Origin of the sequence: Streptomyces sp. NBC_00576, from assembly GCF_036345175.1 — a bacterium.
Taxonomy (GTDB): domain Bacteria; phylum Actinomycetota; class Actinomycetes; order Streptomycetales; family Streptomycetaceae; genus Streptomyces.
In genome coordinates, this window is the sequence record NZ_CP107780.1 from 5,940,657 (window position 1) to 5,964,941 (window position 24,285).

Annotated in this window: 20 protein-coding genes and 2 pseudogenes; 14 read left to right on the forward strand and 8 right to left on the reverse strand. The window is 69.3% G+C overall.

The genetic code is table 11. From position 1 onward, the window contains the following. Nucleotides 1–12 precede the first annotated feature (12 nt). The 7 genes and pseudogenes from tkt to OG734_RS25710 all read left to right on the forward strand — a co-directional run. Nucleotides 13–3,282: a transketolase gene (tkt, locus tag OG734_RS25680; RefSeq protein ID WP_330289842.1), complete on the forward strand. Its 3,270-nt coding sequence runs from the start codon at nucleotides 13–15 to the stop codon at nucleotides 3,280–3,282. 181 nt (nucleotides 3,283–3,463) lie between these two features. Next, a complete protein-coding gene (locus OG734_RS25685; protein ID WP_330289843.1) occupies nucleotides 3,464–4,309 on the forward strand; it encodes a tryptophan 2,3-dioxygenase family protein in 846 nt (281 codons plus the stop codon). Continuing rightward, nucleotides 4,302–5,504, forward strand: coding sequence for a kynureninase (gene kynU / locus OG734_RS25690; RefSeq protein WP_330289844.1), 1,203 nt, complete (start codon nucleotides 4,302–4,304; stop codon nucleotides 5,502–5,504). Before OG734_RS25685 ends, kynU begins: the two co-directional genes overlap by 8 nt. A gap of 325 nt (nucleotides 5,505–5,829) precedes the next feature. Next, nucleotides 5,830–6,735: an alpha/beta hydrolase gene (locus tag OG734_RS25695; RefSeq protein ID WP_330289845.1), complete on the forward strand. Its 906-nt coding sequence runs from the start codon at nucleotides 5,830–5,832 to the stop codon at nucleotides 6,733–6,735. Between the two features lie 100 nt (nucleotides 6,736–6,835). Continuing rightward, nucleotides 6,836–8,230, forward strand: a complete 1,395-nt coding sequence (locus tag OG734_RS25700) for a sensor histidine kinase (protein WP_330289846.1) — start codon at nucleotides 6,836–6,838, stop codon at nucleotides 8,228–8,230. Beyond that, nucleotides 8,227–8,901 carry a response regulator transcription factor gene (locus OG734_RS25705; RefSeq protein WP_330289847.1) on the forward strand — a complete coding sequence of 225 codons (675 nt, stop codon included), beginning with the start codon at nucleotides 8,227–8,229 and terminating at the stop codon, nucleotides 8,899–8,901. The genes OG734_RS25700 and OG734_RS25705 overlap by 4 nt, the downstream gene beginning before the upstream one ends. A 31-nt stretch (nucleotides 8,902–8,932) precedes the next feature. After that, a pseudogene (locus tag OG734_RS25710) lies at nucleotides 8,933–9,325 on the forward strand (VOC family protein); the annotation flags it as partial. Between the two features lie 440 nt (nucleotides 9,326–9,765). On the opposite strand, the gene OG734_RS25715 reads toward OG734_RS25710, so the two are convergent. Genes OG734_RS25715 through OG734_RS25730 form a run of 4 tightly spaced genes read right to left on the reverse strand, consistent with a single transcriptional unit; the run spans nucleotide 9,766 to nucleotide 15,091 of the window. Continuing rightward, nucleotides 9,766–10,914 (reverse strand): glycoside hydrolase family 26 protein, encoded by a 1,149-nt coding sequence (locus OG734_RS25715; protein ID WP_330289848.1) that lies wholly within the window; start codon nucleotides 10,912–10,914, stop codon nucleotides 9,766–9,768. A 19-nt stretch (nucleotides 10,915–10,933) separates the two neighbouring features. Beyond that, nucleotides 10,934–12,568: a glycosyltransferase family 39 protein gene (locus OG734_RS25720; RefSeq protein ID WP_330289849.1), complete on the reverse strand. Its 1,635-nt coding sequence runs from the start codon at nucleotides 12,566–12,568 to the stop codon at nucleotides 10,934–10,936. Beyond that, nucleotides 12,565–13,779, reverse strand: a complete 1,215-nt coding sequence (locus OG734_RS25725; protein ID WP_330289850.1) for a glycoside hydrolase family 26 protein — start codon at nucleotides 13,777–13,779, stop codon at nucleotides 12,565–12,567. Before OG734_RS25725 ends, OG734_RS25720 begins: the two co-directional genes overlap by 4 nt. After that, nucleotides 13,772–15,091, reverse strand: coding sequence for a glycosyltransferase family 2 protein (locus OG734_RS25730; RefSeq protein ID WP_330289851.1), 1,320 nt, complete (start codon nucleotides 15,089–15,091; stop codon nucleotides 13,772–13,774). Before OG734_RS25730 ends, OG734_RS25725 begins: the two co-directional genes overlap by 8 nt. 290 nt (nucleotides 15,092–15,381) lie before the next feature. On the opposite strand from OG734_RS25730, the gene OG734_RS25735 reads away from it, so the two are divergent. From OG734_RS25735 to OG734_RS25750, 4 genes and pseudogenes are all read left to right on the forward strand, one after another. Beyond that, on the forward strand, nucleotides 15,382–16,701 hold the full coding sequence (locus OG734_RS25735; protein ID WP_330289852.1) for a UDP-glucose dehydrogenase family protein: 1,320 nt from the start codon (nucleotides 15,382–15,384) through the stop codon (nucleotides 16,699–16,701). Between the two features lie 48 nt (nucleotides 16,702–16,749). Continuing rightward, nucleotides 16,750–17,814 carry a glycoside hydrolase family 26 protein gene (locus tag OG734_RS25740; protein ID WP_330289853.1) on the forward strand — a complete coding sequence of 355 codons (1,065 nt, stop codon included), beginning with the start codon at nucleotides 16,750–16,752 and terminating at the stop codon, nucleotides 17,812–17,814. Between the two features lie 93 nt (nucleotides 17,815–17,907). Next, a complete protein-coding gene (locus tag OG734_RS25745; protein ID WP_330289854.1) occupies nucleotides 17,908–18,801 on the forward strand; it encodes a hypothetical protein in 894 nt (297 codons plus the stop codon). Nucleotides 18,802–19,003: 202 nt separating this feature from the next. Continuing rightward, a pseudogene (locus OG734_RS25750) lies at nucleotides 19,004–19,087 on the forward strand (DNA-binding response regulator); the annotation flags it as partial. Between the two features lie 41 nt (nucleotides 19,088–19,128). Here the strand turns inward: OG734_RS25750 and OG734_RS25755 are convergent. After that, on the reverse strand, nucleotides 19,129–20,280 hold the full coding sequence (locus OG734_RS25755; RefSeq protein WP_330289855.1) for a lipid II:glycine glycyltransferase FemX: 1,152 nt from the start codon (nucleotides 20,278–20,280) through the stop codon (nucleotides 19,129–19,131). Nucleotides 20,281–20,446: 166 nt separating this feature from the next. Between OG734_RS25755 and OG734_RS25760 the strand changes: the two genes are divergently transcribed. Then, nucleotides 20,447–21,664 carry a cytochrome P450 gene (locus OG734_RS25760; RefSeq protein ID WP_330289856.1) on the forward strand — a complete coding sequence of 406 codons (1,218 nt, stop codon included), beginning with the start codon at nucleotides 20,447–20,449 and terminating at the stop codon, nucleotides 21,662–21,664. On the opposite strand, the gene OG734_RS25765 is transcribed toward OG734_RS25760, so the two are convergent. Genes OG734_RS25765 through OG734_RS25775 form a run of 3 tightly spaced genes read right to left on the reverse strand, consistent with a single transcriptional unit; the run spans nucleotide 21,630 to nucleotide 22,710 of the window. After that, nucleotides 21,630–21,908 carry a hypothetical protein gene (locus tag OG734_RS25765; RefSeq protein ID WP_330289857.1) on the reverse strand — a complete coding sequence of 93 codons (279 nt, stop codon included), beginning with the start codon at nucleotides 21,906–21,908 and terminating at the stop codon, nucleotides 21,630–21,632. The two genes, OG734_RS25760 and OG734_RS25765, sit on opposite strands and share 35 nt — an antisense overlap. Nucleotides 21,909–21,946: 38 nt before the next feature. Next, nucleotides 21,947–22,273 (reverse strand): hypothetical protein, encoded by a 327-nt coding sequence (locus OG734_RS25770; RefSeq protein WP_330289858.1) that lies wholly within the window; start codon nucleotides 22,271–22,273, stop codon nucleotides 21,947–21,949. Next, nucleotides 22,261–22,710, reverse strand: a complete 450-nt coding sequence (locus OG734_RS25775) for an ATP-binding protein (RefSeq protein ID WP_330289859.1) — start codon at nucleotides 22,708–22,710, stop codon at nucleotides 22,261–22,263. Before OG734_RS25775 ends, OG734_RS25770 begins: the two co-directional genes overlap by 13 nt. 174 nt (nucleotides 22,711–22,884) lie before the next feature. Here OG734_RS25775 and OG734_RS25780 point away from each other — a divergent pair, with 174 nt between their 5' ends. Together OG734_RS25780 and OG734_RS25785 are read left to right on the forward strand one after the other, a co-directional pair. Then, a complete protein-coding gene (locus OG734_RS25780; protein ID WP_330293787.1) occupies nucleotides 22,885–23,754 on the forward strand; it encodes a helix-turn-helix domain-containing protein in 870 nt (289 codons plus the stop codon). Beyond that, entirely contained in the window at nucleotides 23,751–23,960 is a 210-nt protein-coding gene (locus OG734_RS25785) for a DUF397 domain-containing protein (protein ID WP_330289860.1), read from the forward strand. Before OG734_RS25780 ends, OG734_RS25785 begins: the two co-directional genes overlap by 4 nt. Nucleotides 23,961–24,285 lie beyond the last annotated feature (325 nt).

Sequence of the window (24,285 nt, forward strand, 5' to 3'; positions counted from 1 at the left end):
GAGTTTTCACGCGTGAACCCGCCCTTGACCGCTGCCGCCTCCTGGTGGACCGAACTGGATCAGCGGACCGTCGACACCGCGCGGATCCTGGCCGCCGATGCCGTACAGAAGGTCGGTAACGGCCACCCCGGCACGGCGATGACCCTCGCTCCTGCGGCGTACACCCTCTTCCAGAAGGTGATGCGTCACGACCCGTCCGATCCGGACTGGACCGGCCGTGACCGCTTCGTACTGTCCGCCGGTCATTCCTCGCTGACGCTGTACATCCAGCTGTACCTGGGCGGGTTCGGTCTGGAACTGGACGATCTGAAAGCGTTCCGCACGTGGGGTTCCAAGACCCCGGGGCACCCGGAGTACGGGCACACAGCGGGCGTGGAGACGACGACCGGGCCGCTGGGGCAGGGTGTGGCCAACGCGGTGGGCATGGCGATGGCCGCCCGCTACGAGCGCGGTCTGTTCGACCCGGACGCTCCCCAGGGCGCCTCCCCGTTCGACCACTTCATCTACGCGATCGCCGGCGACGGGTGTCTGCAGGAGGGCATCTCCGCTGAGGCGTCCTCGCTGGCCGGCCACCAGAAGCTCGGCAATCTGATCCTGCTGTGGGACGACAACCACATCTCGATCGAGGGCGACACCGAGACGGCCGTCTCCGAGGACACGGCGCTGCGGTACGAGGCGTACGGCTGGCACGTGCAGCGCGTGGAGCCCAAGGCCAATGGTGATCTGGACCCGCAGGCCCTGTTCGCGGCGGTCAGGGCCGCCGAGGCGGTCACCGACAGGCCGTCCTTCATCGCGATGCGCTCGATCATCGCCTGGCCCGCCCCGAACGCGCAGAACACCGAGGCGGCGCACGGCTCGGCGCTGGGCGAGGACGAGGTCGCGGCCACCAAACGGGTGCTGGGCCTCAACCCGGAGAAGTCCTTCGAGGTGGCCGACGAGGTGCTGGCACACAGCCGGGCGCTGGGTGAGCGCGGCCGTCAGGCCAGGGCCGAGTGGGAGAAGTCGTTCCAGGAGTGGCGTGGCGACAACCCGGAGCGGGCGGCCGAGTTCGACCGTATCGCCGCGGGCGAGCTGCCGGCGGGCTGGGAGGAGAAACTCCCGGTCTTCGAGCCGGGCAGGGCGGTGGCCACCCGGGCCGCGTCCGGCACGGTGCTCCAGGCGCTCGGCGCGGTGATCCCCGAGCTGTGGGGCGGCTCCGCGGACCTGGCCGGCTCGAACAACACGACGATCGACAGGACGTCGTCCTTCCTCCCGGCGGACAATCCACTGCCGGAGGCGGACCCGTACGGCCGCACGATCCACTTCGGTATCCGCGAGCACTCGATGGCCGCCGAGATGAACGGCATCGCGCTGCACGGCAACACCCGCGTCTACGGCGGCACCTTCCTGGTCTTCTCCGACTACATGCGCAACGCGGTGCGCCTCTCCGCGCTGATGCGCCTGCCGGTGACCTACGTGTGGACCCACGACTCCATCGGCCTCGGCGAGGACGGCCCCACCCACCAGCCGGTCGAGCACCTCGCCTCGCTGCGCGCCATCCCGGGCCTCAACATGATCCGCCCGGCCGACGCCAACGAGACCGCGATCGCCTGGCGCGAAATACTCAGGCGCCACACCAAGGAGTTCGGCAAGGGCGCCCCGCACGGCCTGGCGCTGACCCGTCAGAGCGTGCAGACGTACGAGCCGAACGAGGAAGCCGCCAAGGGCGGTTACGTCCTGTTCGAGGCCTCCGCCGGGACACCGGAGGTGATCCTCATCGCCACCGGTTCCGAGGTGCGCCTGGCCGTCGAGGCGCGCGAGCGGCTGGAAGCAGAGGGGGCCGGTACGCGTGTGGTGTCGATGCCCTGCGTCGAGTGGTTCGAGGAGCAGTCCGCGCAGTACCGCGAGAGTGTCCTGCCGCCCTCGGTGCAGGCCAGGGTCGCGGTCGAAGCCGGGGTGGGCCTGACCTGGCACCGGTATGTCGGCGGCGCCGGCCGCATCGTCTCCCTGGAGCACTTCGGCGCCTCCGCCGACGCCCAGGTCCTCTTCCGCGAGTTCGGCTTCACCGCCGAGAACGTCGCAGCCGCAGCTCGTGACTCCCTCACCGCCCTGGGCGGCAACCGCAACGCGAGCACCAGTGGAGAAGAGACTTCCGTGTCCGACGACATACTCGAGCGGCTCTCCGAAGAAGGCGTCGCCATCTGGCTGGACGACCTGTCCCGCAAGCGGATCACCTCCGGCGGTCTCGCCGAACTCATTAAGCGCAAGCATGTGGTCGGCGTGACCACCAACCCCACCATTTTCGAGCAGGCGGTCGGCAGGGGTGACGACTACGCCGACCAGATCCGCGAACTGGCGCTGCGCGGTGTGACGGTCTCCGAGGCGGTCCGCATGATCACCACGGCGGATGTCCGGGACGCGGCGGACATCCTGCGCCCGGTGTTCGACACCACCGGCGGCCGTGACGGCTGGGTCTCCATCGAGGTCGACCCGCGTCTCGCGCACGGTACGGCCGCGACCGTGGCCGAGGCCAAGCAGCTGGCCTGGCTCGTGGACCGCCCCAACACGCTGATCAAGATCCCGGCCACCAGGGCGGGTCTCCCGGCGATCACCGAGGTCATCGGCCTCGGGATCAGCGTCAATGTCACGTTGATCTTCTCGCTGGAGCGCTACCGCGAGGTGATGGACGCCTATCTCGCCGGCCTGGAGAAGGCCGGGGAGCGCGGCCTGGACCTCTCCGGCATTCACTCCGTCGCCTCCTTCTTCGTGTCCCGCGTCGACACCGAGATCGACAGGCGCCTCGACGCGATCGGCACTCCCGAGGCCAAGGAGGCCCGCGGCAAGGCCGCTCTGGCCAACGCCCGCCTCGCCTACCAGGCTCATGAGGAGGTGTTCGGCTCGACCGACGGATCGACACAGTCCTCCGGCCGCTGGGCCTCCCTCGACCGGGCCCGGGCGAACAAGCAGCGCCCGCTGTGGGCCTCGACGGGCGTCAAGGACCCCTCGTATCCCGACACCCTCTACGTCACCGGGCTGGTCGCACCGGGCACGGTCAACACCATGCCGGAGGCCACCCTCGACGCCGCTGCCGACCATGGCGAGATCAGCGGCAACACCATCGCCGGGACCTACGAGCAGGCCCGTTCCGACTTCGAGACCCTCGCCGGCCTGGGGATCTCCTACCGCAATGTCGCCCAGGTCCTGGAGACCGAGGGGATCCAGAAGTTCCAGCAGTCCTGGGACAGTCTGCTGAATGCCGTACGGAACGCGCGGCCGAACAAGGCGCGCGCCGCAGCCGACTGAGGCGGCCGACCGGCTTCGAGACGTGCCGAAGTACAACGCCGAAGTACAACAAGGCCCGCCTGTGAACAGGCGGGCCTTGCGGACTCGGGGGACGATTGTGTTGAATGCCCCGGGGACCGGGGCCCCCGTGTCGGAATTCGGCAGGGGCGGACCGCTACCCGGAGTACAACAGGAGACAGCGATGTCCCTCCAGGCTCAGCCCCCCGAGGCTTCGGAGCCCGAGACCCCGCATCTCGACTTCGCCGGTACCACCCCGTACGAGGACTACGTCCAGGCCGACGTCCTCACCCACCTCCAGCACACCCTCTCCGACGACCCCGGAGAGATGGTCTTCCTGGTGACCACCCAGGTCATGGAGCTGTGGTTCACGGTCATCGTGCACGAGTGGGAGACCGCTGCGCACGCCCTGCGCGGGGACGACGTGCCCACCGCCGTCGCCGCGCTCAAGCGTTCCGTGCGTGAGCTGGACGCGCTCAACGCCTCGTGGCGCCCCCTCGCCCAGCTCACCCCCGCCCAGTTCAACTCGTACCGGGCCGCCCTCGGCGAGGGTTCCGGGTTCCAGTCCGCGATGTACCGGCGGATGGAGTTCCTGCTCGGCGAGAAGTCCGCGTCGATGCTCGTACCCCATCGGGCGGCACCGCGCGTGCACGCCGAGCTGGAGAAGGCGCTGCATGAACCGAGCCTGTACGACGAGGTGTTGAGGCTCCTTGCCCGGCGCGGGTACGCCGTCCCGGACGCCGTTCTGTCCCGGGACGTGTCCCAGCGGTACGAGCCCTCGGCCGAGGTCGAGGCCGTCTGGACCCTCCTCTACTCCGGCGACTCCGAGGATCAACTCGCCCGTCTCGGCGAGGCGTTGACGGACGTCGCCGAACTGGTGTGGCGTTGGCGCAACGACCATCTCGTCGCCACCCGGCGGGCCATGGGCGCCAAGGCCGGTACCGGCGGCTCCGCCGGCGTGGCCTGGCTGGAGAAGCGGGCCCAGAAGAACGTGTTCCCCGAGCTGTGGACGGCGAGGTCCCATGTCTGAGCTGTTGCCTGCCAAGGACGACCAGGCCCGGGAACTGGACTCGCGCGACGAACTCGCCAAGGTTCGCGCGCAGTTCGTGCTCGACTTCGGCGTCACCTACCTGGACGGGAACTCGCTCGGCGCGCTGCCCGCAGCCGTCCCCGGCCGGCTCGACGATGTCGTGCGCCGGGAGTGGGGCGAGCTGCGCATCCGGTCCTGGGACGAGAGCGGGTGGTGGACCGCGCCCGAGCGGATCGGTGACCTCATCGCTCCGCTGGTGGGCGCCGCGGCCGGGCAGGTCGTCGTCGGCGACTCGACAAGTGTCAATGTTTTCAAGGCACTTGTGGGGGCCGTGCGGCTCGCGGGGCCCGGTCGTGACGAGATCCTCGTCGACGCTTCCACCTTCCCCACCGACGGTTACATCGCCGAGTCCGCCGCCCGGATGACCGGTTGCACCCTGCGTGCGCTCGAACCGGGCGCCGTACCGGGGGAGTTGAGCGACCGTACCGCCGCCGTGCTGCTCAACCACGTCGACTACCGCACCGGCCGGCTGCACGACCTGCCCGCCCTCACCGCCGCGATCCACGCGTCCGGCGCCCTGGCCGTCTGGGACCTGTGCCACAGCGCGGGCGCCCTGCCGGTCGGGCTGGACGAGCACGGGGTGGACCTCGCCGTGGGGTGTACGTACAAGTACCTGAACGGTGGGCCCGGTTCGCCCGCCTACCTGTACGTCCGTCAGGAGCACCAGGAGCGGTTCGACTCGCCCCTGCCCGGCTGGACCTCGCACGCAGACCCCTTCGGCATGCGGCCCGAATACGCTCCCGCCCCGGGTGCGACGCGCGGGCGGGTCGGTACGCCGGACATCCTCTCCATGCTCGCCCTGGAGTCGGCCCTCGAGGTCTGGGAAGGGGTCGGCATCGACGCCGTACGGGCCAAGTCCCTTGCCCTGACCGACTTCTTCCTGGAATGCGTCGACGAGTACGTGCCGGAGGGGCGGGTCGAGTCGGTGACGCCGGCCGCGCATGCCGAGCGCGGGAGTCAGATCGCGCTGCGGTGCTCCGACGCGGGGGAGGTGATGGCGCGGCTCATCGAGCGGGGCGTCGTCGGTGACTTCCGGCGGCCGGATGTGCTGCGGTTCGGGTTCACACCGTTGTACGTCGGGTTCGCGGACGTGGAGCGGGCGGCTCGGGTGCTGGGCGAGGTCGTGGCCGGCTGAGTTCTGTTCGGCGACGGCTGAGCCCTGTGCGGTGACGGATGAGTCTTGAGCGGTGACGGATGAGTCTTGAGCGGTGACGACCGGCGTGATGTACACGCCGGTCGTCACCGCTGCGCGAACCCCCGCCCGGCCGGGGCCGGACCCATCGGACATATGGGCCCAGGGAGAGCGCAGTACCTTCACCGAGCGTCAATTCCGCGTGTCGGCGCACGTCACGGGGCCTGATAGCGTCCCGGCGACGGCCGAATTCTCTCCAGGTCCGCCAATTCCTCCCCCAGGGCCGAAAGCCTGGGAGGTACCCCCATCGTCGCTGAGAGGTTGGAGCATGCCGGACGATGCCGTAGCACGTGAGCACGGCGCCGCGGGGGCCAGTGCCGCGGCCGCGCGCGCGGCGGAAGAGGAGTCGGCCTTCTCGCACCCGCCCGTCGACCCCGACGCCACCGCCTCGTACGGCGACCACCCCGACCAGGTGATCGACTTCTACGCCCCGCAGGGCCCCGTGCCACTGCCGGACGACGCGAGCGTGCCGCTGGTCGTCGTGCTGCACGGGGGTGCCTGGCGGGCGCCGTACGACCGCCGGCACATCACGCCGTTCGCCGCCTTCCTGGCCCGGCGCGGGTTCGCCGTGGCCAACGTGGAGTACCGGCGGGGCGAGGACGACCCCACTGTGGCCGGGCGCTGGCCCGACACCTTCGACGACGTCGCGGCGGCGCTCGACGCCCTGCCCGCCCTCGCGGCGGCCCACCTTCCGCAGGCCGACCCGCGCCGCATGGTCGTCACCGGGCACTCGGCGGGCGGGCACCTGGCTCTGTGGGTCTCCGCCCGGCACCTGCTCCCCGCCGACGCGCCCTGGTTCCTGGCCCGTCCCGCCCCGCTGCGCGGCGTCGTCGCCCTCGCCCCGATCGCGGACTTCACCGTCGCGGAGAAGCTGGACGTCTGCTCCGGCGCCGCCCGCCAACTCCTGGGTGGGGAGGGGAAGTTCGCCGAGCGGCAGCCCTACGCCGACCCGGCGCTCCTGCTCCCCACCGGCATCGCGACCACGCTCGTCCAGGGGCGCGCCGACACCGTCGTACCGGAGATCGTCGCCGAGTCGTACGCGGACGCGGCGGCGAAGGCCGGTGAGGTGGTCGGTGTGACGCTGCTGGCCGACGTCGGTCACTTCCCGCTGATCGACCCGGTGGCGGACGCGTGCGCGGTGGTCGCGGAGGAGATCGCCCAGCTCGCGTGGTGAGGTCGTACTCGTGGCAGCCGTCGTAGTACCTGAGACGGACGGCGAAGAACCCCTCTCACTGCTGACGACCGCGACTCGCCCGCCTCCTACCGTTCTGTATGTGACTGAGACGACCTACACGCAGACGAAACCCAAGCCGAGGCAGGCGGGCGACGGGCTGTTGTCGCGCAGCCCCGAGCTCCGGCTGACCATGGACGCCCTGGCAGGGCTGCGCGCGGACCTGCTGGACAACGCCCTCACCTACCGCCCGTTGCCCCCGAGGAACAAGCCCGGCGGGATCGCCCAGATGCTGCCCTGGCGGCTGCGCCCGTACGCGGTCTGGTCGCCGCACGCCCTGGTGGGCGCGGCCGGGATGCTGGCCGCGCTCGTCTCCTTCGCCACCAGCCGCGGGGATGTGCTGGTGGCGCTGGCGATGACCTTCTTCTCGATGGGGCCGATCCTGCTGACGCTGGTCCGGCCGGTCGGGGCCTTCTGGTTCTCCCTGGCCTCGATCCCGGCCGTCGCCGCGATCGGCGCGGACGAGACCCGCGACTACGGGTCCGGCGACTGGCCCTGGCCGCCCGCTAGTTTCGTCGCCCACCTGGTGGTGCTGACGGTCGTCGCCGCCCGGACCCGGCCGCGTACGGCCGCCTGGATGTGGGCGCTGACGGCGGCGTACGCCATGGGCGCCGAGATCCTCTCCGGCGACCGTTACTTCAGCAGCAACGCCCTGCCCTTCCTCTTCCTCTCCGCGCTGGCGCTGCTCGTGGTGACCGTGGTGCTGGTGCGCCGGGCCGCCGAGCAGGAGGTGACCGCCCAGCTGACGGTGACCGCGCACGAGCGTTCCAAGCGCACCCTGCTGGAGGAGCGCACCACCATCGCGCGTGAGCTGCACGACGTCGTCGCGCACCACATGTCGGTCGTCGCCATCCAGGCGGAGGCGGCGCAGTACCGGGTGGAGAACCCGCCCGAGGAGCTGACGAAGGCCTTCGCGACGATCCGCGAGAACGCGGTGGCCGCGCTCACCGAACTGCGCCGGGTCCTGGGCGTCGTACGCGCGGAGGACTACGAGGCTCCCGACGCCCCGCAGCCCACCCTGGCCGACCTCGACAGTCTGCTCGCCAACGTGCGCGAGGCGGGCCTGGGAGTGGAGAAGGTGGTGACGGGTGCGGTACGTGAACTCCCGCAGGGCGTCGAGCTGTCGGCGTACCGGATCGTGCAGGAGGCGCTGAGCAACACGCTCCGGCATGCCCCGGGTGCGAGCGCACGGGTCGAAATCGGTTACGTGCTCGGCGGGTTGGGTCTGCGGATAGTCAACGGCCCTGTGGCGGAGGTGTCGTTCGTGAAGCAGACGCCGACGGAGGGCGCGGGGCACGGTCTCACGGGGATGCGCGAGCGGGTCTCCATGCTCGGCGGCGAGATGACGACGGCCCCGGCGGCCGACGGCGGCTACGAGGTCACGGTCTTCCTCCCGGTCGCGAGCGTCACGGACGAGGACGGAGCGGGAGAGGCATGAGCGCCCCTGCGATCCGCGTACTGATCGCGGACGACCAGATGATGGTCCGCGAGGGCTTCTCCGTGCTGTTGAACGCGATGCCGGACATCGAGGTCGTCGGCGAGGCGGTGAACGGCCGCGAGGCGGTGGAGCGGGTGCGTGAACTCGCCCCGGACGTCGTCCTGATGGACATCCGGATGCCCGAACTGAACGGTATCGAGGCGACCCGGGAGATCGTCGCGGCGGACGGCACGGCGAAGGTGCTGGTGCTGACGACGTTCGACCTGGACGAGTACGTGTACCAGGCGCTGCGGGCGGGCGCGTCGGGCTTCCTGCTGAAGGACGCGTCGGCACGCCAACTGGCCGAGGGGGTAAGGGTGGTGGCGGCCGGGGAGGCGCTGCTGGCCCCTTCGGTCACCCGGCGCCTGATTACGGAGTTCTCGAAGCTCGCCGAGACGCCGCGGGTCATGGCGGGCGCGCGGTCGGCGTTCGGCGAGCTGACCGATCGGGAGACCGAGGTGCTGGTGCTCATCGCGCAGGGCCTGTCGAACGTGGAGATCGCGGGGCGGCTGGTGGTCGCCGAGTCGACGATCAAGACGCACGTCAGCCGCATCCTGGTGAAACTGGGCCTGCGGGACCGCACCCAGGCCGCGGTGTTCGCGTACGAGGCGCGGCTGGTGACGCCCGGGTGAGCCACGTACGGCGTCGGGCTACGGTTGAGACATGGAGCAGCGCATCACGTTGATCACGCTGGGTGTTTCCGATCTCGCCCGCTCCAGGACTTTCTACGAGGCCCTGGGCCGGCGGGGACAGGAGGTCGAGGAAACCGTCTTCTTCCAGGCGGGCGGCCTGGGGTTCGTCCTGTGGGGCCGCGACGAACTCGCGGCCGACTGCGGCCTGGAGCCCGGGGAGCCCGGGGAGAAGGCGGCGGGAGGTGGTTTCGGCGGGATCGCCCTGGCGCACAACGTCCGCTCCGACGCGGAGGCCGACGAGCTGCTCGCGGCGGCGGAACGGGCGGGCGGGACCATCACCAAACCGGCGGCCGTCAACGCCGTCGGCTTCTACTCCGGCGCCTTCGTCGATCCGGACGGCCACGCGTGGGAGGTCGCGCACAACCGTTCCTGTGGACTGATCGGGAGTGAGTCCGTTCAGCCGCGCGCCCCGAACGGTCTTGGGCGAGCTGGTCCCCGGCGTACTCGACCCCGGGTGGCGACACGCATCGTGTGCGTGGTCCGGGCCCGGGAGGCCCCCGCGGCCGGAGGCCGCTGTTGGACACAGCCCTCACGACCTGGCCAGGTGGGTACGGCCAGAGGCGACGGGGAGGCCCTGAACCATCCTCTGGTGGAGCAGGGGCCCCGCACGCTGACGCCGTACCCGGTGTCCCAGGTCGCACAACCACGCTAACCCGAACAGCCCAGCCCGACGCAAGCCCGCACGCGGACGATCACACGATCGAGGTAATTCGGCCCTGTCCGCACCCCTTGGCGAGCAGCTACCGACCCCGGGTTCCCGCTGGCCGAGGACGGCTCGGTCACCATCCCCGACTTCGGCGGCATCTAGTGACCGCCCGGCACCTTGGTCAGCTCGAGTGTCTTGACGCCCTTGCGGAAAGCGTCCCGGGTGGCCGTGGTGGAGCTGAAGGTCCAGTCGGCGCCGCCGCCCTGGGCGCGGGTGTACTGGAACCAGACGAAACCGATCACGTCCGGGTGGCTCTTGAGCCAGGGGAAGAGGCTGGCGGTCCACGCGGCCTTCTGCGCGCCGGGTTGGGAGCCCGTCTCGGTGATGAGGAGCGGCCGCTCGGTGAAGGTGCGGATGTCGGCGAGCGTCGGGTCGATCAAGTCCTTCGCCGTCCACTCGGTGACGTCGTACGCGGACATGCCGACCCAGTCGACGTAAGCGTCGCCCGGGTACAGCGACTTGAGGCTCACCGGGTCGGCGCCGCGCAGGGTGTTCGGGGCCCAGACCCAGATCACGTTGTCCGCGCCGACCTGGCGGAAGATGTCGTGCACGTGCTTCCAGGCGGCCTTGAACTCGCCGGGCTTGTTGACGCCGTTGCGCTCGGCCCAGGGATACCAGTGGCCGTTCATCTCGTGGCCGAAGCGCAGCGCCACCGGCCAGCCGTTCTCCTTGACGGCCTTGGCGAAGGTCCTGATGTAGGTGTCGTGCTTGCCGTCGATGATGGTGGCGAGGGAGTACGCGGGCTGCTCGGTGCCCTTGGCCCGGCCCTCGAAGGGCTCCCAGGTGATCACCGGGAGGGCGTTCTGGCCATAGGCGGCTCGCACGGCTCCCGGATCGAAGCCCTTGGTCCAGTTGATGAAGTACTGGACCATGTTGGGGGTGACCCCGCCCGCGGCCGTGCTGGTCGCAGAGAGGGCCGAGGACCGCCACGGCGCGTGAGGGGCGGAGACCCCGAAGTACTTCGACCCCTTTGGCGGAGCCAGCAGCGAGGACTTGCTCGGGATGACGACCGACGGGGTCGGCAGAGCCAGGCTCACTTTCCTGCCGGGATCGCTCGTGGTCGGGCCGGCGACGTTCTGCCCGCCGCTGCCCAGCTCGTACGAGCCCACGCCGATCACCAGGGCGGCGACCACACCCGCGACGGCGACTTTCACCCGCCCCGTCACGCTGCCCGACGCCTGCTCGGCGTCGGTGTCGGTGTCGTCGTGCTGGTCATTACCGTCAGTACGGCCGGTGCCGTCGGACATCGATCTCTCCATCGTGGATCTACGCGCCGGCCTTCGCCGACACCCGTCGCATCAGCGCGACCCGCAGCTCACCGTCGAACTCCCGTGCGTCGGCCACCGCGTAATGGGTCTGGAGGTACTCCGCCTCCGCCTTCGTCATCCCCGCGTACGGGTCGGCGGTGTCCGCGGTGGTGACCAGCCAGATCCGGTTGACGCCCTCGGTACAGACCACCGGTGCCGAGCAGGGCCGTCCGGTGTACGTACCGTCCTGCTGCGGAGACACCATGACGTACACGGCGCGCGGCCGGCTCGGGACGTTCCGCAGCTGGTACGCCAGGGCGCGCATCAACGACGCCTTGTCGCCGCCGTAGACGATGCCGTCGTCCGTCTTCTGCTGCCCGAGCAGATAGACCGCCGCCGACCGGAAGTCCGGCCGGCCCGCCTGCACGTCGGTGCGCAGCGGCAGGAAGGCAGGCACCGACACCGCCGCGACGGCGGCAGCGCCCAGCAGGCCGGCCACCAACTGCCGCGTCGGGACTCTCTGTTCCCGGCCGGGCAGCGCCTTGGCGAGTCCGCACAGCCCGGCGCCCGCGAGCAGGGCCACGGCGGGCACGGTGAAGACGAAGTAGGAAGGGGTGAACAGGTTGACGTACGGCCGCAGGCCGAACAGCGCCAGCGGCGGCAGCACCGCCCACACCAGCAGTGTCAGTCCGGTCTTCCGGCCCATCAGCAGGCCCAGGACGGCGAGTGCGCCCACGGCTGCGGCGGCGTGCGAGGACCCCAGCAGATCCTGGGGCAGGTGCAGCAGCGACTCGATGCCGGTCCCGCTCTCCGGGTCCTGGTGGTTCTGGCCCCGGGCCAGTATCAGCACCGCGAGCAGGGGGGCGACGGGCACCAGGGTCACCGCGAACCAGGCGCCGAGGCGCTGCCGTTGGTTGGTCATCGTCAGCACGAGGTGGGCGACGACCACGGTGGCGGCGACCGGATGGAACAGCCCGGTGAGCAGCATGCCGAAGGCATAGCCGCCCCAGCGGTCCGCGCCCTTGTGGTCCAGCGCCCGGTACAGCAGCAGCGCCGCGATCACCACGGCCAGGGCCGACAGGGCGTACGGCCTGGCATCCGTCGCGTAGCGGGTGGTGACCGGGAGGACGGCGAAGACCATTCCGGCGACCAGTCCGGTCGGCGCGTCGAACATCCGGCGGCCCAGCAGTGCCAGCAGGCCCGCGGTCGCGGCCATCGCCAGCAGCGAGGGCAGCCGCAGGGACTCGGGGGAGCTGCCGACGAGTGAGACCCACAGGTGCATCAGCACGTAGTAGGGGGCGAGCACCACGTCCGTGTTGTCGAGCAGTCGTCCCAGGTCGCTCCAGGACAGATGGGTGGCCCACCAGGTGGCCGACTCGTCCTCCCGTACCTGTGTGGTCGCCAGGTGGTACGCGCCCAGGCCGAGAGTGACCAGGGTGGGCGGCAGCATGGTCACGCCGGGGCCCATGCCGCTCTGGCGGCGCCGGTGGCCGGGCTCGGGAGCGCCGGAATCCGTGTGTTCGGCTCGCTCGCGGCGCGGCTGCGGGATGATGCGGAGCGGGACGGTGTTGTCAGGGGATTCGGGGCCCAGAACGTATTGGTCCGTGACGTATTCGTCGGTGACGTGACCGTCGCCGGCATGTCTGTCGCTCATGGCTTGCCCCGTGACGATGCGCTGCTGGAGGCGCTGCTCGACGCGCCGACCGACTCTCCGGTGGCGAGGTCGAGGTCGGCCAGGCCACTCTGGAACGCCTGCTGTTCCGCCGTGCTGGAGGTGAACCGCCAGTTCGCCCGGGCGCCGGTGTCACGGTCCTTCTGCATCCAGATGAAACCGATGACGTCCGGGTTCTTCTTCAGCCAGGGAAAGAAGGCGTTGACCCAGCTCAGTTGCTCATCGTCGATCTGCGCGCCGGTCTCCATGATCATGATCTGCTTGCGGGTGAAGCCCTGGACCTGCTTGATCGTCGGCCCGAAGGTGATCTCCGGCGACTTCTCGTGAACGCCGTAACCTGTCATGCCGACCCAGTCGACGTAGTCGTCACCCGGGTACAACGGCTTGAGCTTGGTACCGGGTACCGGACGGATGATGTTCGGGGACCAGACCCAGATCACGTTGGTGGCGCCGGCCTTTTCGAACAGGTCGTGGACGTGCCGCCACGCCTTGACGTAGTCACCCTTGTGGTTGCCGTTCACCTTCTCCGACCAGGGGTACCAGGCACCGTTCATCTCGTGGGCGAAGCGCAGCACCAGCGGCATCCTGGCCTTGGCGACGGACTTGGCCGTGGCGGTGATGTAGCTGTCGAACCTGCCATTGATGATGTTGGAGAGCCGGTACTGGGGCTGCTCGGTGTTCGTGTCGAGGATGGTGCCGCCCGGCGGGTTCTGGACACCGCCCTTCCAGGGCTCCCAGGTCAGCACCGGAAGTGTGCCGTGCGAGTAGGCGGCCGTGATCGAGTACGCGTTGAACTTCTGGCCCCACGTCAGGAAGTACGAGGCCATTGTCGGCTGGATACCGCCCGAGTCGGTGGTGAAGCCGGCGAGTTCCTTGGCGTCGTAGGGGGCCTTGACGGTGGCCGCGCCGAAGTAGACGCCGTCCGGGTGCAGGAACTGGTTCTTGCTCGGGATGGTGGCGCCGTTATCGCCCTTGAGCCGGTTCATCAGCCCGGGGTCGCTCACGTCGGAGCCCAGTCCGGTGTAGCCGTCACTCTCCGCGTTGGAGGTCACGGCCGCGTACACGCCGTACGACAGCGTGCCGAGCAGCACCGCGTTGACGGCCATCCACACCCTGAGCCGGATCCCGCTGCCCCGGTTCCACCAGTGCAGCTTCTTCTGGCTCTTCTTCCGTCGCCCGTTGACGCTAGACACTCATCATCACCGACCCCCCGAGCATGAGTCCCCCAATCAGATACGGCACCAGTACAAGCGGAGTGCGGGACTTCTCCCCGGCGAAACTGTCCGCGCGCGTGCCCCAGCTCGCGTTGTGTGCACAGCGGAAGAAACCGAGCAGACGCACCGGCAGCAGCAGCAAAGTGTTGATCACCATGAAGGTGGGCAGGAAGAGCAGATCCTGCGGCCGGTACGCGAAGTGCCGGCCGAACCGGATCATGATCGAGATCAGGGACATCAGCGCCGCCAGGGCCACCAGCAGGACCAGGGACTTGGCGGGGTCGTTGGGCAACGGCAGGTCCTGGTAGATGCCGGGACGGCCCTTGTGGAACGCCGCGACCACCCAGGAGGCGAAGGTCCCGAGCAGCACGAAGGGCACGGCGACGTCAGCGGCGTAGAACAGCGCCAGCATCTTCGCGTGCCGCAGCATCCACGGCATCATCCGCAGGGTGTTGTACTGCGAGCCGCGGGCCCAGCGGAACTGCTGCTTCGCCAGTTTCTTCAGCTCGAGCGGGGCGTCGGTGTAGACCAGCGACGTCGACTGGTAGACGGTGCGGTACCCGGCCTTGAGCGTGTAGTTGGTGAGCGTGCGGTCGTCGCTCACCTCCAGGAAGACGCCGAGGAACTTCTCACCGAGGAAGGCGTCCATGCAGTCGAAGAGGATGTGACTGCGGAAGGCGATGGTGCGGCCGGGCAGGCAGCCGACGGTGCCGAGCACGCTCATGGCCGGCATCGAGTACTGGCAGCGCACGCTCTCCAGCCAGTCGGCCCAGCGGGTGAGCACGGTCCGGCTCGGCTGGAGGATGCGCTGACGGGTCGTCACGCCGCCGACGTCGGCATCGCGGAACGGCTTCAGCAGTTCACTGAGGGTGTTCTTGGTCCAGATGGTGTCGGAGTCGACCAGTACCGCGATCTCGCCGGTCGACGCTTCCAGGCCCACCTTGAGGGCGTTTCGCTTGCCGGGGATGGCCGTCCAGTGCCATACGACACCCAGGTCGTCGCAGATGTACTCGAGCGCCTCGTTGCGCCGGCCGTTGATCACGACGATGATCTCGGTCGGCTGCTGCTCGATGATCCGGCCGACGACCTCACGGAAGAGATCTTCGGGCTCGTCGACCACCGGGATGATCACCGAGGTGGTCGCTTCGTGAGTACGCTTCCAGGGCTTGTACCGGCGCGCGAGGACCACCTTGATCACCCACAGGACCCAGATGAGTGCCATGAAGACGGCGAAGGGGTAAACAACCCCGTTCAGCCGGAACTCGCGTAGCTCGAGCAGAAACGCCAGCATGTCTTGTGTCGTACCGATCCCTAGGGGCCGCCACGATGCGGCATGCTGCAAGGACTGTAGCTGGGTGCAACAGGCGTAAATCCGATTATCTTCACTATCTCCTCATAAGATCGACAGGTTTTACCTGCTGGTGACATGCAGTGCGTTTAGGCCGAGGATGCTTGCGCAGTCAAGCCTCCCGGCTGCTGAGGCCTGACGAACAGTTGCGTGAATCCGGTGCCCTTCGGGCTACTCTCGCCGAATCCACGGGACTGACGGTCAGCTCCCAGCACCCCGGAAGGTCATCGGCAATGCGCCTCACCGTCATCGGCACCGGCTACCTCGGTGCCACCCACGCCGCATGCATGGCAGAACTCGGCCACGACGTCCTCGGGGTCGATGTGGAGCCGGACAAGACAGCCGCGCTCCAGGCCGGACAGGTCCCGTTCTACGAACCGGGTCTGGCTGAGCTGTTGGCCAGAAACGTGGCCAACGGACGGCTGCGCTTCACCACTTCGTACGAGGAGGCCGCCGAGTTCGGCGAGGTGCACTTCTCGTGTGTGGGCACCCCGCAGCGGCCTGACGGCATGGGCGCCGACCTGCGGTACGTCGATGCCGTGATCGAATCGCTCGCCCCGCACCTCAGGCGCCCCACCCTCGTGGTCGGCAAGTCCACGGTGCCGGTCGGCACGGCGGCCCGGCTCGCGGCCCGGCTCGCGGAACTGGCCCCGGTCGGCGCACAGGCGGAGCTCGCCTGGAACCCGGAGTTCCTGCGCGAGGGCATAGCCGTCCAGGACACTCTGCGCCCGGACCGGCTGGTTTTCGGCATCAGCCCGGGCGCCCCCGCCGCCGAGCGCCTGCTGCGCGAGGTGTACGCCTCGCTGCTGGAAGCGGACATCCCGCTGGTGATCACCGACCTTCCCACCGCCGAGCTGGTCAAGTCCGCGGCCAACGCCTTTCTGGCCACCAAGATCTCCTTCATCAACGCGATGGCCGAGGTCTGCGAGGCGACCGGCGCGGACGTGGCCCAGCTCTCGGCCTCGATGTCGTACGACACCAGGATCGGCGGGCGCTTCCTGCACGCCGGGGTCGGCTTCGGCGGCGGCTGCCTGCCCAAGGACATCCGCGCGTTCATGACCCGCGCCGAAGAACTGGGCGTCGGTCAGGCCCTGTCCTTCCTCCGCGAGGTGGACGCGATCAACCTGCGCCGCCGCGAGCGGGTGCTGACCCTCGCCGACGAACTGTGCGCGGGTGAGCTGACGGGGCGCCGGATCGCGGTGTGGGGCGCCGCTTTCAAGCCCGACTCGGACGACGTACGCGACTCGCCCGCGCTCGACATCGCCCAGCGGCTGCACCGCCGCGGAGCCACGGTCAGCGTCTACGATCCCAAGGCCGTGGACAACGCCCGTAAGAAGTACCCGGAGTTGGACTACGCCGTCGGCGCGCTCGACGCCGTCCGTGGCGCGGACCTGATCCTGCATTTGACCGAATGGCCCGAGTTCCGGGCCCTTGACCCGCGTGCCGTGGCCGAAGTCGTCGCCCACACGCGGATCATCGACGGCCGCAACATCCTGGACGCCGAGGGATGGCGCGCGGCCGGCTGGACATACCGGGCACTCGGACGGCCGTAACAGCGCGGGATGAGATGCTGTTGGGCCGACATGAGAGAACGGACGGGAATGAAGCCCCTCACCGTGTGGCGGACCAGTCGCAGACGCGTCCGGGCGGGCGTGTTGACAGGTTTGCTGCTCCTGGGACTCGTCTCGTGCTCCTCCGGGGGCGACGAAGCAGTTGTCCAGGTCTGGGACAGGTCCTCGTCGTCTCCGTCCCCGTCCGCGCCGGGGACGGAGATCAAGGCGGAGAGTAAGGAAACGTATCTGCACCCGGACGGGCAATACTTCGGCGTCTCCACGTTCCACGCTCCGGCGCGGGCGACCACGGCGGCGGCGTACCGGGCGTCGGGCCGGCATCCCAGAATCCTGTCGTACTACCAGGGGTGGAAGCAGTCGTTCTCGGCCAGTGACGCCGAACTCAGCTACAAGCAGGGCGCATTGCCCCTCCTGACCTGGGAGCCCCGTGGTGCGAACCTGGCCCGCGACCAGCCGCAGTACTCGCTGAAGCGGATCACCTCGGGGTACTACGACTCGTACATCATCGAGTTCGCCCGCGACGTCAAGGCGACCGGCCGGCCCCTGGCGCTGCGCTTCGCCCACGAGATGAACGGGGACTGGTACCCCTGGTCGGAGGTCAACAGCGGCAACTCCCCCGGCGACTACGTGAAGGCGTACCGGCACATCCACGACCTGTTCCAGGCCGTCGGCGCGACCGACGTGATCTGGATCTGGAGCCCGAACGCGCTCCGCGGGGCCAAGGGTGTCGCACTGAAGCCGCTCTACCCGGGCGACGGTTACGTCGACTGGGTCGGCATCGACGGGTACGGCTTCGGTGAGACGACGGCCACCGAGGTACTTCAGCCCACGCTCGACGAAGTCAGGCAGTTCTCCGACAAACCGGTTCTGCTCACGGAGACCGGGTCGTCGCCCGGGTCGCAGCAGCCCGGCTGGACCGCCGACCTGTTCCGCTGGCTGAAGGCGACCCCCAACGTGATCGGTTTCGTGTGGTTCCAGCACAGCGTGGACGAAGGGGGGCAGTACGACTACCGGTTCGACATCAATCCGACAACGAAGGCGGCGTTCCGGCACGGACTCGACTCGCTGCACCTACGCTCGTGGCCGCTCGCCTAGGTCGTCACGCAGTGATGGATCTACTGCCCTTTGTACACACTCGGCGCTAACATTCACCCAAATGAGTGATCGGAAGGGCGAAGCCTCCAGGCCATGAGTACCCCACAGGGACCCCAGGACCCCCAGCAGCCGGGCTATGGCTATGGCTATCCTCCGCCCCAGCAGGGTTACCCACCGCAGTCTCACCAGCAGGGTTACCCACCGCAGTCCCCGCAGCAGGGTTACCCACCGCGGTCTCCGCAGCAGCCACCGCCCTGGGCCCCGACCTTCGGTCAGCCCGACTGGTCGGCGCTGGCGGAACAGCAGGAGGGCAGGAGCAGGCGCAAGAAGCGGCTGGTGATCATCGGCTCCATCGTCGGCGGCGCCGCGCTCATCGCGGCCGCTGTCTTCGTCGCCGCGAACCTTGCTAGCGGCAAGAAGAACGACAACCCTGGCACCGACGTTGTCGCGAAGCAGAGCGGCGACGTGACGCCGTCGGTCAGCCCTTCTTCGAGCGGCACCGCCAGTGGCAGCCCGGCCCCCACCATGCGCGGCAGCGACATGTTCACCGCCACCAAGCTCCCGGTCAACGGACGCGACTTCGTACGGAAGACCACGTCCCACGAGAGCCCCTGCTGGAAGGCCAGCGAGAGCGGTCTCGGCCCGGTCCTGAACAAGAACCACTGCTCCGATGTGGCACTCGCGACCTACACCTCGGGCACGGCCACGGTCACCGCGGGCGTCATGGCCTTCCCCAGCGTCGCGGACGCCCAAGCCGCGGCCGCCGCCTTCACGGGCAGGCTCAGGCCGCTCACGGGTAAGTCCGGCATCCCGGACTTCTGTGGCAAGGTCTCCTGCGCCGTCACCCACGGAGTCCACGGCCGCTACCTCTACAGCACGGTCGCCGGCCCCAACTCGGGTGCGGCGGGCGACAAGGACAGCGACGCCGTCGCCGCAGGCCAGGGCCTCGCCGCCTACACGCTCTCACGCCTGATCGAACTGGACTAGGGTCCAGGGCTGGTCCAGGTGCGCTGTCCCCCCCCGGACGGGGATGAAGCGGTCGACCGGGAGCGTGAGGCGGTCGGGGGCCCGGTCGGCCGGCAGGCGCGGGCGAGGTGACCAGGCCGTCTGACCGCATCACCGAAGACCCCGACTTCGCCACCCGCATGGTCAGCGAAGCGCTGTCCGGTGCCGACAAGGACTGACGTGCCGCATCCTGGTGAAACTGGGCCTGCGGGACCGTACGCAGGCGGCGGTGTTCGCGTACGAGGCGCGACTGGTGACGCCCGGGTGAGGGGCGGTGGAGTACGGGACGGTGGAGTACGGGGCGGTGGGTCATCTGCGGCCGAGGTAGACCCGCAACGCCCGTTGCAGCATCCTGCCCTGGCTGCCCACCGGTAGTTCCCACTCCCCGAGGTACTCCACGGGCCGGCCGCCGGCCCCCGTCTTGAAGTGGAGCCGGCCGAGGAGGCGGTCCTCGGTGAGGGCCGGGGTGATGGAGCGCAGGTCGTACGTCTCGACGCCGGACGCCCGCGCATCGCACAGCATGCGCCACAACAGCGCGCTGCTGGGCCGGAGTTGGCGTCCCCGACGGCCGGAGGCGGGGTACGAGTGCCAGGCCCGGGAGCCGACGTTGATCATGAGGGCTCCGGAGAGGACCTCGCTCTCGTACTCCGCGACGTAGAGGCGGAGCCGGTCGTCGTCCTCGGCGTTCAGGGCCTGCCACATGCGCCGGAAGTAGTCCAACGGGCGTGCCTTGAAGCCGTCGTGGGCGGCGGTCGCGGTGTACAGGCGGTGGAACTCGGGCAGGTCGGCGTCCGACACCCACGAGACCCGGACGTCTGCCGACTCGGAGGTGCGCAGGGACTGTTCCCAGTGCGGGGCGAGGGCGGCGCGAAGGTCGGCCTCCGAGCGGCCGGCCAACGGGATGTGGCAGCCGTAGCGCGGCTGGCCGAGGCCGAAACCGTTGCCGTCGACCTCGTCGCACGGTCGCCATCCGAGCCGCCGCAGCCGCTCCGCGGCGTCGAGCGCGTGGCCGTCGATGCCGGCGGCGGGCAGCTCGCGCAGATGCCGTACGCCGGGGTCGGCGAGGCCCGCCGTCACGGTGGCCGCGTCCCAGTGACGTACGACCAGGGGCGGCCCTATCCGTACCGAGAACGCCCCGATCCGCTCAAGATGGGCGACGAGCGGGTCCAGCCAGCGCTCCAGACGCGGGGTCCGCCAGTCGATCGCGGGCCCGTCGGGTAGGTACGCGAGGTAGCGCCGCGCCCCGGGCAGCGGCCGGTACAGGACGAGCGCCGCCGCGACCATCGCGTCGTCCACCGCTTGGTTGGTCGCCTCGCCTTCGAACCAGCCGATGCTCTCCGGCAGCCAGTCGGGCTTCACGCCACCCCACTCGGGGATCTGGAGGTGGCTCGCGTCGGGATGCTGCCGCAGATGGGCCAGATGCTCCTCGCGAGTGATCTCCCGCACGTACAGGCTGCTCATGGGTGGGGTACTCCTGTTCGGGGCGGCCACCGTAAGCCCGGGATCACCGGGCAGGTCAAGAGTTCACGGCAGTGAACTGCGCCCACACGAACTCCGGCTGTCGGCAGCCCGCCGTACGGTGAGACGTCCCTGGTCAGATGGGGGCGGCTCGGGCTAGCGTCCGTGCATGGCAGCTGCTTCCGACCTCGCTTTCGACCCCTGGGACCCGGCGTTCGTCGCGGATCCGTACCCCGCGTACGCCGAACTGCGCGCCCGGGGACGGGTCGTGTACTACGAACCCACGAACCAGTGGCTGGTCCCGCACCACGCGGACGTCTCGACGCTGCTGCGTGACCGCCGCCTCGGCCGGACCTACCAGCACCGCTTCACCCACGAGGACTTCGGCCGCACGGCACCCCCGCCGGAACACGAGCCGTTCCACACCCTCAACGACCACGGCATGCTTGACCTGGAGCCGCCGGACCACACGCGGATCCGCCGCCTGGTGTCGAAGGCGTTCACTCCGCGCACGGTGGAGGGCCTGAAGCCGTACGTGGAGCAGCTGGCGGGCGAGCTGGTGTCGGCGCTGGTGAAGGCGGGCGGCGGCGACCTGCTCACGGACGTGGCGGAGCCGCTGCCGGTCGCGGTGATCGCGGAGATGCTGGGCATCCCGGAGAGCGACCGGGCCCCGCTCCGCCCCTGGTCGGCGGACATCTGCGGCATGTACGAGCTGAGCCCGTCCGAGGAGACGGCGGCGAAGGCGGTACGGGCGTCGGAGGAGTTCACGGAGTATCTGCGGCAGCTGATCGCGGCCCGCCGCAAGGAGCCCGGCGAGGACCTGATCTCGGGCCTGATCGCCGCGTACGACGAGGGCGACCGCCTGACCGAACAGGAAATGATCTCGACGTGCGTGCTCCTGCTCAACGCGGGCCACGAGGCGACGGTCAACGCGACGGTGAACGGCTGGTGGGCGCTGTTCCGCAACCCGGGGCAACTGGCGGCTCTGCGTGCGGATCGCTCCCTGATCCCCTCGGCTGTCGAGGAGCTGATGCGGTACGACACCCCGCTCCAGCTCTTCGAGCGCTGGGTGCTGGACGACATCGAGATCGACGGGATGGTGATCCCGCGGGGGAGTGAGGTGGCGCTCCTCTTCGGCTCGGCCAACCATGATGCGGAGGTGTTCGCCGATCCCGGGGCGCTGGACCTGACGCGGACGGAGAACCCGCACATTTCGTTCAGTGCGGGGATCCACTACTGCATCGGCGCTCCGCTGGCCCGGATCGAGCTGGCGGCGTCGATGGGGGCGCTGCTGGAGGGGGCGCCGACGCTGAGGTTGGCGGCGGAGCCTGCCCGGAAGCCGAACTTCGTGATCAGGGGGCTGGAGGGGCTGCGCGTCGAGCTGTGAGTCGAGCCCTGAGCCGGGACCTGCACCGGGATCGGATGCCCCGCAGGACCGCCCAGACTCCCAGGCCGCCGGCGGTGCCGGCGAGGGTCAGCAACGGGAGTTCGGCGTAGAGGACGCTCCAGTCGGGTCCCTGCTCGAAGCGACGGACCCGCCCCTGCGCCCTGATGGCCCACACGACCAGCCCGACGCCCGCCCCGAGGACGGCGGTCAGACATCCTGCGGCGGCCTGTGCGCGTTGTCCCATGCTTGCGAGGGACGCGGCCGCGCGGCCGAAGGTTCCCGTCACCAACTCCCTTGCGGGTACGGCTTCTTGATCTCCTCGGCTTGGAGTACGTAGAGGCGTACGACGTTGTCGGTCGTCGTCCAGTTCGGGGGTCGGGGTGGTGGTGGTTGCTGCCAGCAGTCCTCGTCGGGGAGGAGCAGGTCGGTCGGGTTCTTGTGCCGGTGCCAGCGTCGCCAGCGGGCGTCGCGGGGGCTGGGCAGCGTCCAGACGTACGGGTCCGGGGTGCGTGGTGGCTGGGTGAGTTCGGGTGGGGCTGGTGGGCTTGGTGGGCGGGGGCGGAGTGCGGCGGCCAGTTGGGTGACCAGTCGGGCCGTCAACCGGAACATGCGGGGGCGACTTCCGGCAGCGGGAAGGTGGCCCAGGAGCACTTGGTGAACCGGCGCAGGTCGCATCCCCATTGGCTGGTCAGGGCTGCGATGACTGCCAACCCGCGCCCGTCCTCGTCCTGTTGGCCAGCGGCACGCGGTGCGGGAAGCCGTTCCTTGTCGGGGTCGGAGACCTCCAGCAGCAGTTGGTCGCTTTGGAGGGTGAGGGTCACCTCGATCAGGGCGAAGGTCACTTCGCAGTGCCGTACGGAGTTGCTTACGAACTCCGTGGCCACGAGGGCGACGTCGGTGGCGAGTTCGGTGGGCAGGCCCCAGTCGGCGAGGGCTTTGCGGACCTGGGCGCGGGCGTCGGGGACGTTTCTGGGGTGCTTGGGGAGGCGGAAGGTGGTGGCTTGGTGGGACTCGGGGCGGGGCTGGAGTGAGGTGGGTTCGGGCATGGCGGAGTACCTCCTGACGCTCGATTGTCGTCGCGCTCTGTAGTGGAGCGTGTGCACTGAGGTTAGGGCCGCAAGAGAAATATCCGCAAGCTAAAAGCTCGCATGTATGCGGTATTACTAATGTGCGACGCCCGTGCTGCCCTACAGTGGGCTTGCGATGGAGAGGGGTTTGGGATGCCCGCAGGGGGACGACCGACCGTGCGCAGCAGGCGACTTGGGGCGGCGCTCAGGAGGTATCGGCTGGCGGCCGGGCTCGACCAGCCGCAAGCAGCTGAGGTGATTGCTGCACACCAGACCAGGGTCAGCCGCATCGAGACAGGACACGTCATCGCTCGCCCCATCGAGATTCGGGCGATGCTAAAGGCGTACGGCGCCGACGAACCCGAAGTGCGCGTGAAACTGGAGGAGTTGGCCAAACAGTCGAACCGGCGTGGCTGGTGGCTCGAACATGCCGCGCACCTGCGTCCGGACTACCTCGACCACATCGCGCTGGAGGACGACGCCACATACATCCGTGAGTGGCAGCCGGTCCTGGTGCCGGGGCTCCTGCAGATTCCGGCCTACACGGAGGGGAACATTGCGGCCGACCCCAACTACGTTGCCCCAGAACTGGTCGCTGACCTGCTGAAGGTGCGAAAGGTGAGGCAGGCCAAGATCGAGGAGGGCGGCGCAACGTACAGCGCCATCCTCTGGGAAGGCGTCATCACACACCCCTTGGTGAGCACCGAGGTTCACCGGGACCAGTTGTCCGCGATCCTGGAGATCGGGAAGCGGAAGAACGTCACCGTGCAGGTACTGCCGTTCAGCGCGGGCGCGCTGGCCGCCCTGACCTCTGCCTTCTCCACCTTCAGCTTCGACGCGGAACCAACAGTCGAAGCCGTGACCCTGGAGAACCTGCGGGGCACATCGGTCCTCGAAGGGCCCGAGGATCTAACCGCTTACGCCAACGCGTACGACCTACTACGCTCGGCAGCACTGGCACCGGACGCGAGTACGAGGCTCATCCGGCGTGTACTGCGGACCACCAAGGAAGACACATCGTGACCGAGGTTGTAGGCCCCTTCCGGAAGTCATCGCACTCTGGGACACAGAGCAACTGCGTCGAGGTCGCCGACACCGTCACCGGCGGCCGAGCCGTACGCGACAGCAAGAACCAGAGCGGACCCGTGCTCACCTTCGCACTCGGCGGCTGGCAGACGTTCCTGACAGGCACTAAGTCCGGGGAGTTCGGCCACTCCGCGCAGGGCTGACCTTCATGTAAGCGGGACCATAGTCGTCGTTCTCCGGGACGGAGAGCAACTGTGTCGAGGTCGCCGACACCGCCATCGGTGGTCGCGCCGTAGGAGCCAGCAAGGACCAGACGGATCGGTGCTCACCTTGCATCCCCGGCGGCCGGCCACCCTCCCAGCTGGGTGTTGTTCCCGCCAAGGGCGACCGGCAGACTGCGATATGGGTTTTCGGTCGACGATCCGTCATGCGGCGTTCGATCCATCCCACCCGGTGGCCATGCCGGTGACCTGCGACGATCAGAAGAACTGAGACGCTGAAACGTCGAGGATCTCGGTTGGCCTGGTC

Coding starts and splice junctions, on each gene's coding strand:
- OG734_RS25685 (WP_330289843.1), top strand. CDS start 3,464: ATGTCCCTCCAGGCTCAGCCCCCCGAGGCTTCGGAGCCCGAGACCCCG.
- kynU (WP_330289844.1), top strand. CDS start 4,302: ATGTCTGAGCTGTTGCCTGCCAAGGACGACCAGGCCCGGGAACTGGAC.
- OG734_RS25695 (WP_330289845.1), top strand. CDS start 5,830: ATGCCGGACGATGCCGTAGCACGTGAGCACGGCGCCGCGGGGGCCAGT.
- OG734_RS25705 (WP_330289847.1), top strand. CDS start 8,227: ATGAGCGCCCCTGCGATCCGCGTACTGATCGCGGACGACCAGATGATG.
- OG734_RS25715 (WP_330289848.1), bottom strand. CDS start 10,914: ATGTCCGACGGCACCGGCCGTACTGACGGTAATGACCAGCACGACGAC.
- OG734_RS25720 (WP_330289849.1), bottom strand. CDS start 12,568: ATGAGCGACAGACATGCCGGCGACGGTCACGTCACCGACGAATACGTC.
- OG734_RS25730 (WP_330289851.1), bottom strand. CDS start 15,091: ATGCTGGCGTTTCTGCTCGAGCTACGCGAGTTCCGGCTGAACGGGGTT.
- OG734_RS25735 (WP_330289852.1), top strand. CDS start 15,382: ATGCGCCTCACCGTCATCGGCACCGGCTACCTCGGTGCCACCCACGCC.
- OG734_RS25740 (WP_330289853.1), top strand. CDS start 16,750: ATGAAGCCCCTCACCGTGTGGCGGACCAGTCGCAGACGCGTCCGGGCG.
- OG734_RS25745 (WP_330289854.1), top strand. CDS start 17,908: ATGAGTACCCCACAGGGACCCCAGGACCCCCAGCAGCCGGGCTATGGC.
- OG734_RS25755 (WP_330289855.1), bottom strand. CDS start 20,280: ATGAGCAGCCTGTACGTGCGGGAGATCACTCGCGAGGAGCATCTGGCC.
- OG734_RS25760 (WP_330289856.1), top strand. CDS start 20,447: ATGGCAGCTGCTTCCGACCTCGCTTTCGACCCCTGGGACCCGGCGTTC.
- OG734_RS25765 (WP_330289857.1), bottom strand. CDS start 21,908: ATGGGACAACGCGCACAGGCCGCCGCAGGATGTCTGACCGCCGTCCTC.
- OG734_RS25770 (WP_330289858.1), bottom strand. CDS start 22,273: ATGTTCCGGTTGACGGCCCGACTGGTCACCCAACTGGCCGCCGCACTC.
- OG734_RS25775 (WP_330289859.1), bottom strand. CDS start 22,710: ATGCCCGAACCCACCTCACTCCAGCCCCGCCCCGAGTCCCACCAAGCC.
- OG734_RS25780 (WP_330293787.1), top strand. CDS start 22,885: ATGCCCGCAGGGGGACGACCGACCGTGCGCAGCAGGCGACTTGGGGCG.